This window comes from Streptomyces sp. NPDC020917, from assembly GCF_044333795.1.
Classification (GTDB): domain Bacteria; phylum Actinomycetota; class Actinomycetes; order Streptomycetales; family Streptomycetaceae; genus Actinacidiphila.
Genome location: NZ_JBIRRR010000007.1, coordinates 44,946 through 59,779, shown reverse-complemented (window position 1 = coordinate 59,779; position 14,834 = coordinate 44,946). Strand labels below are relative to the sequence as shown.

The 14,834-nt window shown below is 70.2% G+C and carries 7 protein-coding genes and 1 tRNA gene; 4 read left to right on the top strand and 4 right to left on the bottom strand.

Annotated features, from left to right (window positions below; all coding sequences use genetic code 11):
- Nucleotides 1–13: 13 nt before the first annotated feature.
- On the bottom strand, nucleotides 14–1,111 hold the full coding sequence (locus tag ACH4TG_RS17035) for a DUF5954 family protein (protein ID WP_398243100.1): 1,098 nt from the start codon (nucleotides 1,109–1,111) through the stop codon (nucleotides 14–16).
- Between the two features lie 247 nt (nucleotides 1,112–1,358).
- Between ACH4TG_RS17035 and ACH4TG_RS17030 the strand changes: the two genes are divergently transcribed.
- Nucleotides 1,359–1,427 (top strand) — tRNA-Gly (locus ACH4TG_RS17030).
- A 72-nt stretch (nucleotides 1,428–1,499) separates the two neighbouring features.
- On the opposite strand, the gene ACH4TG_RS17025 is transcribed toward ACH4TG_RS17030, so the two are convergent.
- Nucleotides 1,500–2,204 carry a cytidylate kinase family protein gene (locus ACH4TG_RS17025; protein ID WP_398243099.1) on the bottom strand — a complete coding sequence of 235 codons (705 nt, stop codon included), beginning with the start codon at nucleotides 2,202–2,204 and terminating at the stop codon, nucleotides 1,500–1,502.
- Nucleotides 2,205–2,453: 249 nt separating this feature from the next.
- Complete coding sequence (locus ACH4TG_RS17020; RefSeq protein WP_398243098.1) at nucleotides 2,454–3,191, bottom strand: flavodoxin family protein; 738 nt, start codon at nucleotides 3,189–3,191, stop codon at nucleotides 2,454–2,456.
- A 746-nt stretch (nucleotides 3,192–3,937) separates the two neighbouring features.
- On the opposite strand from ACH4TG_RS17020, the gene ACH4TG_RS17015 reads away from it, so the two are divergent.
- Both ACH4TG_RS17015 and ACH4TG_RS17010 read left to right on the top strand, forming a co-directional pair.
- The gene (locus tag ACH4TG_RS17015) at nucleotides 3,938–7,150 is read left to right on the top strand and encodes a family 78 glycoside hydrolase catalytic domain (RefSeq protein ID WP_398243097.1); all 3,213 of its coding nucleotides are present in this window, start codon (nucleotides 3,938–3,940) and stop codon (nucleotides 7,148–7,150) included.
- 178 nt (nucleotides 7,151–7,328) lie between these two features.
- Nucleotides 7,329–7,817: an NUDIX hydrolase gene (locus tag ACH4TG_RS17010; protein ID WP_398243096.1), complete on the top strand. Its 489-nt coding sequence runs from the start codon at nucleotides 7,329–7,331 to the stop codon at nucleotides 7,815–7,817.
- 88 nt (nucleotides 7,818–7,905) lie between these two features.
- Here ACH4TG_RS17010 and ACH4TG_RS17005 read toward each other — a convergent pair whose 3' ends face one another.
- On the bottom strand, nucleotides 7,906–11,091 hold the full coding sequence (locus ACH4TG_RS17005; protein ID WP_398243095.1) for a family 78 glycoside hydrolase catalytic domain: 3,186 nt from the start codon (nucleotides 11,089–11,091) through the stop codon (nucleotides 7,906–7,908).
- Between the two features lie 361 nt (nucleotides 11,092–11,452).
- Here ACH4TG_RS17005 and ACH4TG_RS17000 point away from each other — a divergent pair, with 361 nt between their 5' ends.
- The gene (locus ACH4TG_RS17000) at nucleotides 11,453–14,809 is read left to right on the top strand and encodes a glycosyl hydrolase family 95 catalytic domain-containing protein (protein ID WP_398243094.1); all 3,357 of its coding nucleotides are present in this window, start codon (nucleotides 11,453–11,455) and stop codon (nucleotides 14,807–14,809) included.
- Nucleotides 14,810–14,834: the final 25 nt, after the last annotated feature.

Sequence of the window (14,834 nt, the reverse complement as noted above, 5' to 3'; positions counted from 1 at the left end):
GCTGCCGGGCTGTTCACGCTTCGGGAGGCTCGTGGTCCCTCTCGTAGTGGATCTCGCCGTTCTCGTCGAGGTGGGGGTGGATCTGCTCGGGCGGGTGGGTGTCGGTGTCGGAGGGGCGTGGCCGTTCGGGTCCGTCGGGGCCCCAGCGCAGCAGGCGGCGCATCCGGCAGATCCGGCGGACGACGCCGTGGACCTCGACCTCGTTGGCGTGTTCGGTGCGGAGCCGGTCGGCGGCTTCGACGAACGCGGCGAGACGGCCGGCTGCGGGATGGGTGCCGGCGGCGACCACGGTGCGGGCGTCGGTGTCCCGGTCGGCGTCGATGTCGATGAGGCCCTGGTGCCGCGGCTCGAACCAGGTCAGGCCGAACTCCAAGGACCGCCGGGCCCCGTGGGCGGTGGTGTGCAGGCCGCCGGCGATGCTCCACCGGTCGACGTCGTACTCCAGCACCCGGTAGCTGGTCGGGAGCAGCAGCACGTCGGCGTGGCCCTTCAGGGCCCGCGCGGCGTCGCGGAGCACGTCTTCCGGGAACTGGGTCCCGGTGTAGGCGAGGCCGCGCATGGCCAGGCGTTCGGCGGCCTGAGTGGGCGTGAGCGGCGCTTCGGGGTCCAGCACCAGCCCGTCATCCACCTCCGGGTCGCGGTAGGAACCCTCCCAGTCGGCGACGGCGGGCTCAGGGTCGGTCGGGCGGGGCAGCTCGATCCCGTCCGGGCCGGCTCCTGCATACTCTTCGGCCCGCACCACCCGGTACCGGCTGCCCAGCACGGTCAGCTCGTCGACGCGCTCGGTCTCCAGCCGGGCGACCGCCGCCAGCAGGGCGCGCCGCTCCGCCCGATCCTGCGCTTCGTCCTTGGCCCGGAACCACAGCAGCGAGTTCAGACGGTCCCGGGCGTCCTGCGGGCAAGCGGACGTCACCGACCTGACGACCCGCCACCGCGGACCGTCGCCGCCGCTCTGCGCGGCCACCCCGTACAACGGGCCCCGCACCATCAGCGTCTGCGCCTGCCGGGCCGCATCGACCGCGTCTGCCTCCTCGACCGCCTCCACCGGGCCGTCCGGATACCGCACCACGACCGGCCACATCCCGTCCGGTCCCACCTCGCCGTCAGCCATGCCCCCATCCTGCCGACCCCGACCCGCTTCCGGCGACAGGTCGCGGAAGCCCCTGCCTGCCGGTCCGGCTGAGCAGCCGGCCGACGGCGGGCCGGGGCGGGTGTGCGGCGACGGCCCGGCAGGGCCGGAGGCGGGCACTGTACTCGACCTCTTCCACCGGACGGCGCAACGTGACGGGCGGAGGGCAGAGGGCGTGTGTAGTGTCATCCATAGGCGGCTGACCTGCGCAGTGTGCAGCCGACCGCCCGCGCCAGTAGTGCAAGCAGCACGCCCGCCTTCCTGGCGGGAGGTCTTGGTTCGAGTCCGGGCTGGCGCTCCGCCGGAAGGCCCCCACCGCACCGGTGGGGGCCTTCCTCGCGCCTCGTTGCGGAGTGAGATCGCGACGTGGTCACATCCCGTGTATCGACGGGTGGGAGCGGACCTCCCAGCTCGGCCGCTGGATCTGATCGTTGTGCACGATGATGTCGGCGTGGTCGGCCGGGCGGGCTGTGGCGTAGTAGAGCTGCTGGGACGGGATGTAGCGGTTGCGCCAGGACCGCTCGATTTCGGCGGTGTCGGCCGTGGATCCGGCCAGCGCTGTGCCTCGGTCCCGGGCGCGGTCCACCGTCTGTTCGAAGGGGACGGACACGAGGATGCGCAGGTCCCACCGGTCGATGAGTTCGGGACGCAGGAGGAACACGCCGTCGAAGAGCAGTACGGCGTCCGCGGGGGCGGTCATGGCCGGCGGCGACAACGGGGTGTCGGCGTCTCCGTCGAAGACCGCGTGCTGGAATCGCCGGTCTCCGCCTGGGCCCAGCGGATCGAGCAGGACCCGGCACAGCGCGGCGTGGTCGTGGGCGTCGAAGTAGCAGCCTTCCGCCGAGTACTGGCCGCGTCGGTAGCGCCGTGCACGGGGGCAGAGGAAGTCGTCGATGGTCGCGCGGATGACGGCGCGGTCCTGCGCGCGCAGGACGACGGCGAGTTCGTCGGCCAGCGTGGTCTTGCCGGCGGCGGGCGGCCCGTCGATGGCGACCCGCAGCGGGTGCGTGGTCGTGACGGACGTGATCGCCTCGGCCAGCCGACCGATGAGCTCGCCGCGGGTGCCTTGGTCCATGTCTGCCTCTCTCAAGGTGTCGATGTCCAGCACCGTATGCCAGGCTGCGGTCGCCGGCTCCGCGTTCGACGAGGACGCCGTTCGGCGAACGTGGCTCCGGGGCGCACCAGGGCTGCTCGTCCACGCGGCGGTCGTTCACCCGTTGTGCGGTCACCACGACTTGGGGCCGGCCCGACGTGACCACGGTCCTGGGGCCGGTGGTGGCCGTCGCGGACCACGAGGCGGTGCCCGCGCTCGTCCCGCTCGCGGTCAGCGGTGTTCGGGGTTCTCCGCGTCCCGGTGGCAGCCGGCGTCCCACGCCGTGCGCTGGTTGCCGTAGGCGGGGATGCCGCCGGCGTCCTTGAGCATGCGGGCCAGGTGGAGGAGGTTCCACGTCATGAACGTCGTGTTGCGGTTGGTGAACTCGTTGTCGGGGCCGCCGGAGTCGGGGTCGAGGTAGGACGGTCCGGGGCCGGCGGCCCCGATCCATCCAGCGTCGGCCTGCGGCGGGATGACGTAGCCGAGGTGCTGCAGGCTGTAGAGGACGTTCATGGCGCAGTGCTTGACGCCGTCCTCGTTGCCGGTGATCAGGCAGCCTCCGACTCGCCCGTAGTAGGCGTACTGGCCGGCGTCGTTGAGGAGACTGGAGCAGGCGTAGAGGCGTTCGATCACGCGTTTGGTGACCGAGCTGTTGTCGCCGAGCCAGATCGGGCCGGCCACGACGAGGATGTCCGCGGCCATGACCTTTTCGAACAGGGCGGGCCAGGCGTCGCTGTCCCAGCCGTGCTCGGTCATGTCCGGCCAGACGCCGGTGGCGATGTCCTGGTCGACCGCCCGCACGACGTCGACGGACACGCCCTGCTCCTGCATGATGCCGGCGCTGCGGTCGATCAGGCCCTGGGTGTGGCTGCGCTCGGGTCCCCGCTTGAGGGTGCAGTTGAAGAACAGGGCCCGCAGGTCTTCGTAGCCGGCCGGAGGGGCGTCGGGGCCGGCGGGAGTGGTCGACACGGGATTCTCCTTGCCGAGGCGGAGTGCGGACGGGCCTGCGAGAAATCCTGTGCGATGGGCGCCCACGAGCACCGCGGCGAGCGCGGCGAATCGGCGACAATCACCCGGTCAGCCGCCCTGCCGCGGCTCCGCACCCCCGCTCAGTCGCCCTGGCCGCCAGCGGCGCCGGTGTGCGGTACTTCGAGGAGCACCTCCGCCGAGGTAGCGGCCGACGTGTCCAGGTCCTCGTGGCGCGCCCTGCCCGGTCACGCCCTGAACGAGGATCAGGTCGCCGGGCAGCGGCGCGTCGAGCGCGAGCCACCGCACCGCCACCGGAGCCGTGGCCCTCGGGGTTCGAGCCGGTTGCCCGGTCCGGGCAATGCTCGGCGCATTGATGGCCGGCGAACACCCGTTCCCACGCCGGCTGCGGGAGCCCCGTCCGCCGGACTCACTGAATCGTTCAATCCCCCACGGACCCGGGTGGGCTCCGGGAGCCGCCTCGAGGCATCTCCGCCCGACCTGACAACGCGGCACGTTTCCTGGCTGCTGCACGGGCATTGACACTGGACTGTCCGGACTCCTAGCGTCGTCACCCGGGGGAAATGAATCGTTCCAACCAAGTGATGCCCATCCGCCACATTGGTCCCCGCAGAGCGAGGCGGGGTGGCTGCTCGTCGGGACCGGAACGACGGTCCCACGTTGGTTTTTGTGGCACCCGCCCCCGCAGGACCCGTGCGTGAAGGCGATCAACGAGACGGAGACTGACGATGCGAGAGCGAGCGAAGCCCAGCGAAAGCCGGCTGAGCAGACGTGGATTGCTGGGCGCGGGGGCCGCGGTGGGAGCGGGCGCGGTGGTGGCCGGAGCCGCGGGACCGGCATGGGCCGGACAGCCGGGACAGGGCCCGGCGTCGGCCGGCCCGCTCGGCGTCGGCGGGTTGCGCGTCGACAGCATGGTCGACCCGACGGGGATCCACGACGCCGAACCGACGCTGTCATGGACACTGACGTGCACCGGTAACCAGCGGGAGCAGACCGCCTACCAGGTGCGTGTCGCCGGCAGCCGGAGCCGGCTGGACTCCGGTCGGCCCGACCAGTGGGACAGCGGCTGGGTCGCCTCGGCTGCCGGGCACGCCGTCTACGCCGGGCGGGCGCTGACGTCACGGACCCGAGCGTACTGGCAGGTCAGGGTTCGGGACGAAAGCGGTCGCACCTCGGACTGGAGCCCGACGGCCTCCTTCGAAATGGGACTGCTCAACCCGGGCGACTGGACCGCCGCGTGGGTCGGCAACGCCGACTGGGACGCGCTCAGCTCACCCGTCCCACCAGCCACCGTGAACTTCGCGACGCAGCGGGCCCGCTTCGTGAGGCTGTCGGTCAGCAGGCTCGGCCTGCCGCTCAAGGAGGGATGGCCGCAACCGGTGTCCCGCCTGCAGATCGCCGAAATGCAGGTGTTCGACTCCCTCGACCCGAAGGTGAACGTCGCGCTGAACGGCGCCGTGACCGCGACCGACGTCTACAGCGCCCCCGGCACGTGGGAGCCGGCCTACGTCACCGACGGCAAGACCAGCGGCGACACCGCACCGGTGGGCTTCACCAGCCTCCAGCACGACGACCCCGATGTCTCGGCCAGTCCGATCCTGCTCACCATCGACCTGGGCGCGCCGCAGTCGTTCGACACCGTCACACTCTGGCCGCGCACCGACATCCGGACCGCGGACGGCAGGACACCCAACTTCCCCGTCGACTTCACCATCCAGACCGCCGACTCACTCGACGGGCCGTTCACCGTGGCTGCCGCCGTCACCGGGCAGACCCCTCCCGAACCACCTGTGACGCCGGCCGGACTGCCCCTGTTCGCCCGGCAGTTCCGGCTGCGCAAGCCCGTGTCGTCAGCCCGCCTGTACGTCACCGGGCTGGGCGTCTACACGGCCACGGTCAACGGACATCGCGCCGGCAGCGCCGTCCTGGAACCGGGAAACACCACCTACACCAAGCACCTCGACTACGCCACGCTCGATGTCGGCGAACTGCTGCGCAAGGGCGACAACGCCCTGGGGATCACCGTCGGGACCGGCATTTACGACACGCTGACCTACAACGCCCGCTATGCGAAGTTCAACGCCCGGATCGGGCCGCCGAAGGTCCTGGCCCAACTGGAGGTCACCTACGTCGACGGCTCCACCGAACGGGTGGTCACGGACCGGTCGTGGCTGACCGCACTCGGACCCGTCACGTTCTCCAACTGGTACGGCGGCGAGGACTACGACGCCCGCCGGCTTCCGCGCGGTTGGGACCAGCCGGGCACCGACCGCTCGACGTGGCAGCAGGTCAGCGCCTCGTCGGCACCCGCACCCGACGCGGTCCTCACCTCACGGCGCGGACCGGGCGTGGAGGTCGTCGACGTCCTCACCCCGCAGGCGATCACCCAACCCAAGCCTGGCATTTACGTGTTCGACTTCGGCACCAACGTGGCCGGCTGGCAGCAGCTCAAGGTCCGCGGCCAGCAGGGCACGAAGATCACCATGCGGCCGGCGGAGCTGCTGAAGGCCGACGGCACGATCGACTACGCCTCCACCGGCAACCCGATCTACGACTGCTACACGCTCGGCGGCAGTGGTGTCGAGACCTGGCATCCGGAGTTCCTCTACCACGGGTTCCGCTACATCCAGGTCGAAGGACTGCAGGCAGCACCCTCGAAGGACACCCTCACGGCACTCGTGCTCCGCGCCGCCAACACGTCCGCCGGATCGTTCAGTTGCTCCAACGAACTGATCAACGGGATCCACCGGATCATCGACAGGGCGGTGCAGGGCAACATGTTCTCGGTCCTCACCGACTGCCCGACCCGGGAGAAGCTGGGCTGGATGGAGCAGGACCACTTCGTCTTCGACACCGTGACCCGCAACTACGACGCTGCCGCCTACACGTACGACATCGTGCAGGCGATGGCCGACGCCCAGTTGCCCAACGGCATGGTGCCGGACATCGCGCCGGAGTACACGGTGTTCGGTGGCGGGTTCCGCGACGACCCCAACTGGGGCAACGCGATGGTCATCGTGCCGTGGAAGCACTACCGCACGTACGGGGATCGCGATCTGCTGACGACGTACTACCCGAACATGCGGCGGTATGTGGACTACCTGACGTCCAAGGCCAAAGGCCACCTCCTCGACTACGGGCTCGGCGACTGGGCGACGATCAACGCCACCACACCCACCGGAGTCACCGCCACCTACGGCTACTTCAAGGCGGCCGACGCACTCTCCTCGGTGGCGGCGGCGATCGGCAACACCGCCGACGCGACGACGTACGGCACCCTGCGCGACGCGATCGGGAACGCGTTCCACGCCGCCTACTTCGATGCGAAGAACACCACGTACGCGACCGGCTCGCAGTGCAGCGACGCGCTGGCCCTGGACATGGGCATCGTCCCCGCCGAACTGCACGGCGGTGTCCTGGACCACCTCCTCGCCAACCTGACCGCCAACGGGTTCCACCTCAACCTGGGCGAGATCGGTCTTCCCGCCCTGTTCGACGTGCTGGCGGCGGCCGGCCGCAGCGATGTCGTCTACGAGATCGCCACCCAGACCACAGCGCCCAGTTACGGTGCGATGCTGGCGCGTGGCGCGACCTCGCTCACCGAGTTCTGGGACGGTTCCGGATCGCAGAACCACTTCATGCTCGGCGCGATCGACCGCTGGTTCAGCGCTTCCCTTGCCGGCATCGACCAGGCCGGCCAGTCCGTCGGCTTCGCCGACCTGCTGATCGCCCCGACCTTCGTCGGAGACCTCACCCATGTAGCGGCCACCTACCAGACGCCCCGTGGTCCGGTCACCAGCGAGTGGCGCCGCTCCGGCAGCTCGGTCACTCTCGACGTGAGCGTGCCCGTGGGCTGCCGGGCGACCGTCCGGCTCCCAGGACTCGAGGACCACAGGATCACCTCGGGCCGGTACCGCATCACCGCGCCGATACCCGGCTGATCCGGCGCGGACGCAACGGCAGCCGTCGCCGGGAACGGGCCGCGGGGCGGGCGAGTGGCCTGCGGCCACCGTCTTGTCGTTCGTCCACGCGACTCACGAGGGTCAGCGGTGGCCGTGCCCAGGCCGCACTTGGTAGACCAGCCACATCGCGATCTGAAGCTGGAGTGCAGGAGTAACGATGACGGATGCACGGCAGGTTCGTACCCCCGACGTTCCTCGCCGGGGAGGTGCGGTCGTACTGGTCGGAGGGCGGATGCTCCTCATCCGATACGCCCCGGAGGACGGCCACAAGTACTTCATCCCCGGCGGTGGCGTCGAGCCGGGGGAAGCCCCATCGGTGGCTGCCGAACGGGAGTTGGCGGAAGAGACCGGTCTGGTCGCGACGGCTGAGCGGCAACTGGCCGTGGTACGTAACAGCGACCGCGTGGAGCACTACTACCTGATGCGCCTGGGCGACCCGGAATCCGCTGAACAGCGCGCGGTTCCCGGTGACTTGTCGCCAGGTCAGCAACTGGCGTGGGTGGACGTGGCCCTCCTGCCGAGCACTCCCGTCTGGCCCAAGAGGCTGGCATGGCGTATCACCGAATGGTCCAGAAACGGCTGGCCCGACCGGCCCGTGGAACTCGACGACTCGATCCACGATCTGCACGCTCCGTGTGACTGGTAGAGCGAACCGGCTGAAGGCGCGCACAGGGCAGCGCCCGGACTCCCGCACGGGAGTCCGGGCGCTGCCCTGCAAAGCGGTGTACCGGTCGTCAGCGCAGCCGCGAGCTGAGTGCGTAGGTGCCCGGGCCCACGGAGTAGACGGCACAGCCGTCCGCGAAGCCCTTGAACACGGCCGCACGTGACGCCGGCACCGGGCGCCCGTCGAGCCGGACCCTGTTCGGGTGGACGGTCGGCACGTGGATCTCGGCCGCCGTGTTCGCCGGAATCGTGACGTCGAGTGCGAAGTCCGCGCTGTCCGGCCCGGAGATCCGCCAGGCGCTGCTGATCCGCCCGCGCGGCCCCTCGTAGGAGCCCTCGACACGGGTCAGTGGGTGTTCCGGCGTCCCGACCAGCTTCGGCTTCACCGTGATGCGCTCGTACGCGATCGAGTCCGGCGCCTGCTGGATGCCCGCCAGGCCCGCGCTGAACCACTCGTCGATCTGGAGCAGGATCATGTGGTTCAGCGAGGAGTTGTCGTCCGGCGCGTACCAATGCTCCGGGACCGTCGTCATGCCCTGGGGGTTGGCGACGGTCGGGAGCAGGAATGAGCCGTACCCCGGGCGCGTGTCCTCGTGCAGGACCTCCCAGATGACGTCGTCGCGACCGGCCGCGCTCAGCGCCCGGAACGTGGGGCCGAGCGAGATCGTCCCGCCGCTGACGTGCGGGCCGCCGCCGTTCGGGTGGTAGTCGCGGATCCGGCGGACCAGGTCGTCCAGGACGTGCTGCTCCTGCCGGCGCGGGACCAGGCCGGCTTCCAGGGCGAGCGCGTTCGCCGCCTGGGTGCCTGCCGTGCCCGCGTTGCCGTCGTTGGTGTAGGTGCGCAGTTCGTCGTTGAAGAAGCGGTCGTTGAACGCGGTCCCGATCGCGCCGGCCAACGTCCGGTAGCGGCCGGCGTCGGAGTCCTTGCCCAGGTGGGCGGCCATCTGCGCGAGCCGGTCGGTCATCAGGTAGTACGCGTACGTCCCGACCAGGAGCCCGGGGGTGCTCTCGTCGTGGGCGACCCAGTCCTTGAGCGGGCCGTCCACCAGGTGTTCGTCCGCTCCCGAGCCCGCCTGGGTCGTGCGCACGTAGTCGTGATAGTCGGTCATGGACCGGTAGTGCACGGCCATGGTCTCCGTGTCGCCGTGGTGCCGCCACAGCCACCACGGCGCGAGGATCACCGCGCTGCCCCAGTTGATGTCGTTCCGGTACATCGCCCACTGGCCGTCGAAGACCGGGAACTCCGGCGTGTGTTCGGGTACGAGCCCGGCATCCGGCCCGTCGACGAGCTGGGACTCCCGCATGATCTGCTGCATGTGCGGCAGATAGGCCGACATGTCGAAGTTGCGGTCGATGGCGGGCATCGAGTGGAGCATGTCGGCCAGCCAGCCCAGCTTCTCCCGGCCGGGGCAGTCCGTGAAGATCGACATCATGTTGCTGGCGATCGAGTAACGGCTCATCCGGTGCAGCCGGTTGACCCGTTCACTGGAGGTGGACACGTCGCCGCAGACCCGCGCCGAAGCGCGGACATGGCGTGCCGTCACGGTGCCGGTGTCCGGCTGGTAGCCGGCGGGGAGGCCGGTGACCTGGATGTACTGGAAGCCGTGGTAGCCGAACTGGGGGCGCCACGTCTCGCCGTCCGTCGCGCCGAAGGTGGTGTACGTGTCGAGGATGCCCTTGCCCGACCCCAGGCTTGCCGAGTCGACGGTGCCGTCGGCCTTGAGCGACTCGGCCGGCTGCATCCTGACCACGGTGCCGGCCGGCAGCGACCCGTCCACGTGCAGCTCGGGCAGGGCGGCGGCGTTCTGCCCGAAGTCGAACACCCAGGTGCCGGAGACGGGTTGAGTGATCGAGACCGGAGAGACGGTGTCCACGATCCGCACCGGCTGCGCGCGGCGCCATGTGAGCTTCGTCGCGAGGTTGGGCGGCGGGGCGATACCGGCGCCGGTCCAGCCGGTGGGCGAGCCGTCGCGCCGCTTCGCGCTGTCCGTCAGGTCCGCTCCGGGAAGGTCCCAGCCCGGCTGCTCGCGGCGTGCGTCGTAGTCGCTGCCGGCATACCAGTTGTCGGTGACGGTGGGGCCGAGGGCCGTACGCCACTTCTCGTCGGTCACGTAGGTGTCGGTGTGGCCGTCCGTGTAGACGATCTCCAGGCGGGCGATGAGGCGCGGGCTGACCGCGGTGATCGTGGCGTTGGGGGTGCCGGAGCGGGTGACGGTGGCGCCGGAGGCGTGCTGCTCGGCCAGCGGCCCGTCGAAAGCGATGTCCGTGCCGACGGCGGTGATGACCCGGCTCTCGAGGCGGGCGCCGCCGTCGCCGGTGTCAATGTTGATCGTGGCGCCGACGGCGAAGCCGCTCACGTCGGCTACGCGTACGGTCGTGTCGCCCGGGGCGGCCGGGACCGCGAGCGTCGTCGGCTTGGCGACCGTGCTGGTGTACTTGCGGTACACGCTCGTCCGGCCCACAGCGGCGTTGGTGACGGAGCCGACGTTGGTGACGCCGTTGCCGAGCTGGACCCCGAGGGTGTTCCGGCCGGTGGCCAGGAGAGCGGTGACGTCGTAGGTGCCGGCCTCGACCGACTGCTGGGGGTTGGTGTTCCCCGGTTCGAGCACCGCGTCGGATATGTGGCGGCCGTTCACCGTGGCTACGTAGATGCCGAGGCCGGCGAGGTAGAGCCGCGCGTGATCGACGCGCCGGTCGCCGTCGAGGGTGAAGGCCCGGGCGAAGACGGGCAAGGGGTCGGCGTTGCCCCGGGTGGCGTGCTCGATCCACCGGGCCGGCGACCAGTCCTCCGGGTCGAGCAGACCGGCCTCCCAGAAGGAGGGGGCACTCCAGTCGGAGACCCTGCCGTCGGCGTCCCGTACCCGCACCTGCCATGCGGCACGCCGGCGCGACGGGAGAGCCTTGCCGCCGTAGGCGACGCCGGACGAGGTGCTCGACTCGACCCAGCCGCTGTCCCAGAGATCGGGGGCGGTCAGCGGGCCGGGAGAGCTGGCCACGCGGATCTGGTAGGCGCTCTGCCTGCCGTTCTCGAGCCGCCAGGCGAGGAGCGGGGCACGGTCGTTGACGCCCAGCGGCTGGTCGGATCTGCCGCCCATGGACAGGCCGTCGACGGCGGTCGAGCCGGCTGACGCAGCCGCGGCGGTGCCGCCGAGGCCGACACCCGATCCCATGACGGTCAGTCCGGTGACGGCGAGGGCGGCCGACTTGAGGAAGCGGCGGCGGGGCAGTCCCGTTGGCTCGTGCGGTGTCTCAGCCATGAAGCATGCTCCTTACGGTTGCGACTCCCCGGGCGCCGCGGCGCGTTGCTCACCGGGAGGTAGTGAATCGTCGGACGGCAGTGAATCGTTTCAATCTCGTGGACGTGTGGCCCGAGGGTCGAGCTGGCATATGCGGGGACCCTACAAGATCGGGGCGGCTTCGGGCGAGGGCCGCGTTCTCGTGCCGGCTCGCGCCGGCTCGCACCGGCCCCGTGGCCTGCGCATTCGAACGCGGAGAGGGCTCGCAGGCTGGCCGAATGCTCGGCACGCACAGGACTCTGGTGAAGTCAATCGATTGACTGTCTGTCATTCCTCACATTATCTTTAGCTGGTCAATCGTTTGACTAGGAGGGTGTGTCCGATGGGCAAGGCGTTCACCGCAATGGCGTTCGCGGTCGCCATCACGACGGCCATGGTGGCCGTCTCCCCGGCTTCGGGAGCAGCATCGGCGGCGCCGACCGCGCCGCGGACAACGACGACGGACCATCACGTCACTTCAGCCTGGCGAGATGGGGCACTCCAGGTGGACACCGCCGACGTGGTGTCGCGCTCCGACCCGGTGCTCGAAGGCCCGGCCTGGCGCGACTACCAGAGCATGCCCCTGGGGAACGGCCACCTCGGTGCGGCGGTCTGGTCGCAGGACGGATTCACCGCGCAGCTCAACCGCAACGACACGTTCCCGGACCTGAAGTCGGCCGGCCGGCTCGTCGTGCCTGGGCTGTTCGACCTCGCGAGCGCGCCCAACTACAAGGGGCGACTGGACCTGGCCGACGCCGAGTTGGTGCAGAGCGGGAGGGGCATGACGGCGCGCACCTTCGTCCGCGCCGACCGCGACCAGCTCGTACTGGAGGTCACCGGCGCCAAGCCCGGCAAGGAGCAGACGGCAGACCTCGGCCTCGGGGACGGGCGCCATCCCACCACCTACGCCGACGGCGGGGTTGGTGCGTTGGCGGAGACCTTCACCGACTCCACATCCGGCGGGACCACCGGAGCCGTGGCCGCCATCACCGCCGACGCCCGCGACGTGACGTCGTCGGTGGTCGACGCGCACACGGTTCGGCTGACCTTCAAGCCGCGCTCCGACGGCAGCTACCGCATCGTCGTGGGGGTCCCCTCGTACACCGGTGGTGACGTGGGCAAGGCCAGCCGCCAGGCGGTGGAGGGCGCGACCCAGGACCGGGTCGACACGGCACACCTGAAGTGGTGGCACAGCTTCTGGAACCAGGCCGCGCCGATGAAGATCACCTCCTCGGACGGGACCGGCGAGTACTTCGAGGCCCTTCGCGCCCAGCAGCTCTACACCACGGCATCCACGCAGCGGGGCGACCTGCCGACAGGCCAGGCGGGCGCCGCCGACATGCTCTACCCGTGGCAGGACACGCCGGCCTCGCCGTCGACGTGGTTCCACTTCAATCTGCGCCAGCAGGTCGACGCCAACTACGGAGCGGGAACCGCCGGCTTCAACGCGCCGTACCTCAACCTCTACACCTCGCACCTCGCCCAGATGGAGGCGTGGACCAAGAGCAACTGGCCGGGTGCCGACGGCGTGTGCGTGCCCGAGCTGCTGCGCTTCGACGGCACACCGGACGGGTGCGTCAGCAGCGCCGATCCCACCTGGACGAACAGGATCCTCACCGGCGGCCTCGAAGTCTCGCACGACCTCTGGCGCCAGTACGAGTTCACCCGCGATGCCAGTGTCCTGGACCGGGGTTACCCCCTGATGAGAGAGGTCGCGAAGTTCTACCTCTCCCAACTCAAGGAAGGTGGCGACGGGCTCCTGCACCTCGAACACGTCAACTCGTTCGAGACGCAGTGGGACACCACCGACCCCACCCCCGACCTCTCGGGCATGAAGGTCATGTTCCCGATCATCGCCGATCTCGCCGACGCCCGCGGTGACGGTGACCTGGCCGGCCGGCTGCGCGCGGCGGTGACGAAGCTCCCCGAGATCGCCACCACCACGCGCGACGGCAAGAAGGTCTACGCCTGGTCCGCCACGAACGAGCCGGCGAAGAACACCCAGAACACGGACATGGAGCCGCTCAGCCCCTGGGGGCTGGTCGGTGCGGACTCCACGATCATGCAGGACACCTTCGACGAGCGTGTCTTCCCGCTCACGCGTGAGTGGGACGAGTCGCCGGTCTGGGCCGCCGACCTCGGTCGCGCCGACGACATGAAACGGCTGCTCGTCCAGGGCACAGCGGACCTGCAGAAGTACCCGAACGGCTTCACCGGGCACGGCCGCAACGACGACCCCGCGTCGATCCACAACATGTACAGCTCGTGGAACGCCGTGGTGGCCAACGCCCTGCAGGACGCCCTCGTCCAGGTCAGCGACGGGACGGTACGGATCGCGAGCGCGCTGCCGGACGACTGGACCGTCGACGGGACCGTCGTGATCGCCGGGGGCCACCGGGTCAGCACCCAGGTGAGCCAGGGCAAGCCGACCCTGGTCGGCATCCAGGCCGGCTCGGCGGACACCCTCAAGATCAAGAACCCCTGGCCCGGGACGTCGGTGCAGTTCGTCGAGGACAGCGGGTCCGGAACCCGGGTCGTGGTCCCCGCCACGAGTGACGCGGTCATCTCGGCGCACGTCGAGGCCGGGAAGTCCTACGTGCTGGAGCGGGTCGGCCGGCCGCACGGCTCCTTCCGCTTCCAGCAGGTCCAGGGCCGGCAGGCGAGCGCGGTCAAGCACCTCGGCACCCAGACCCTCGGTGTCCCGCGGACCACGCCGCAGATCCAGAGCGACAACGTGTCCGTCGTCGCGCCCGACAAGCTCCACCCGCTGGTGACGGCGCAGGAGAACGTCTCGGCGTACGTCGACCGCAGTGACCGGATCACCTCGCTCCCGTCCGCACTCGCGGGGTCGGTCCTGGTCAAGGGAGCCAACGGCGACGCCTCCAAGAACGCCCCGGCCGACTATCTGACGCTCGACCTGGCCAAGCCCGCGCCGGTGTACGTCGCCTTCGACAAGCGGGGCGAGGGCACGTGGTGGCCGTCCTGGCTTCAGGAGCAGGGGTTCACCCGAACCGACATGACCGTCGGCAAGCGCGAGTTCGCGCGCAAGGTCCAGATCGTCGACGGCGGCCGGCTGCGGGCCTCAGGAGGCGGAGCGACACTCTCGCGTGACGGAGCGGACTGGGGCGACCAGGTCGTCGAGGCGAAGGTGCGCCAGATCCAGGGCGGCGCCAGCGTGATGTTCAGGGCCGCGGACGGCAGCAACGGATACGTGTGGAACATCGGGGGCCCGCTCGGAAGCCCGGGCGGCCTCGGACAGTTGCGCATGAGCACGGTGGTCAACGGCAAGTCCACCCTGATCGGCTCGGTCATCCCGATCGAGCCCGCGGCCGGGAACGCATACACGCTGCGGATCGAGGCGATCGGCAACCACCTGCGCACCTTCATCGACGGCAAGCTGGTCGACGACCGGACCGACGGCACGTTCGCCCGCGGACGGGTCGGCTTCAACCTCGGTGGCAGCGATATCGGCGAGTACGACAGCATCAAGGTCAGCTCGCCCCAGGGAGCCGTGCTCTTCAACGACGATTTCTCGGGCGACCTGTCGAAGTGGGACATCCCCACTGACCGCCAGGACGTGCCGCTCGTCGTCTTCGAGAAGCAGATGCCGGCCGGTCGCGTGGTCCTGGGGCCCAACACGGGGATCTCGGGTAAGGGCGATTCGAGCTACCTGACGTTCATCGGCACACCCGGCAAGTAGCCCGCCGGTTGCGGGCGGCTGCCGC

Excerpts from the sequence above, each read along its gene's own strand:
- ACH4TG_RS17035 (WP_398243100.1), bottom strand. The coding sequence starts at position 1,111 with ATGGCTGACGGCGAGGTGGGACCGGACGGGATGTGGCCGGTCGTGGTG.
- ACH4TG_RS17025 (WP_398243099.1), bottom strand. The coding sequence starts at position 2,204 with ATGGACCAAGGCACCCGCGGCGAGCTCATCGGTCGGCTGGCCGAGGCG.
- ACH4TG_RS17015 (WP_398243097.1), top strand. The coding sequence starts at position 3,938 with ATGCGAGAGCGAGCGAAGCCCAGCGAAAGCCGGCTGAGCAGACGTGGA.
- ACH4TG_RS17010 (WP_398243096.1), top strand. The coding sequence starts at position 7,329 with ATGACGGATGCACGGCAGGTTCGTACCCCCGACGTTCCTCGCCGGGGA.
- ACH4TG_RS17005 (WP_398243095.1), bottom strand. The coding sequence starts at position 11,091 with ATGGCTGAGACACCGCACGAGCCAACGGGACTGCCCCGCCGCCGCTTC.
- ACH4TG_RS17000 (WP_398243094.1), top strand. The coding sequence starts at position 11,453 with ATGGGCAAGGCGTTCACCGCAATGGCGTTCGCGGTCGCCATCACGACG.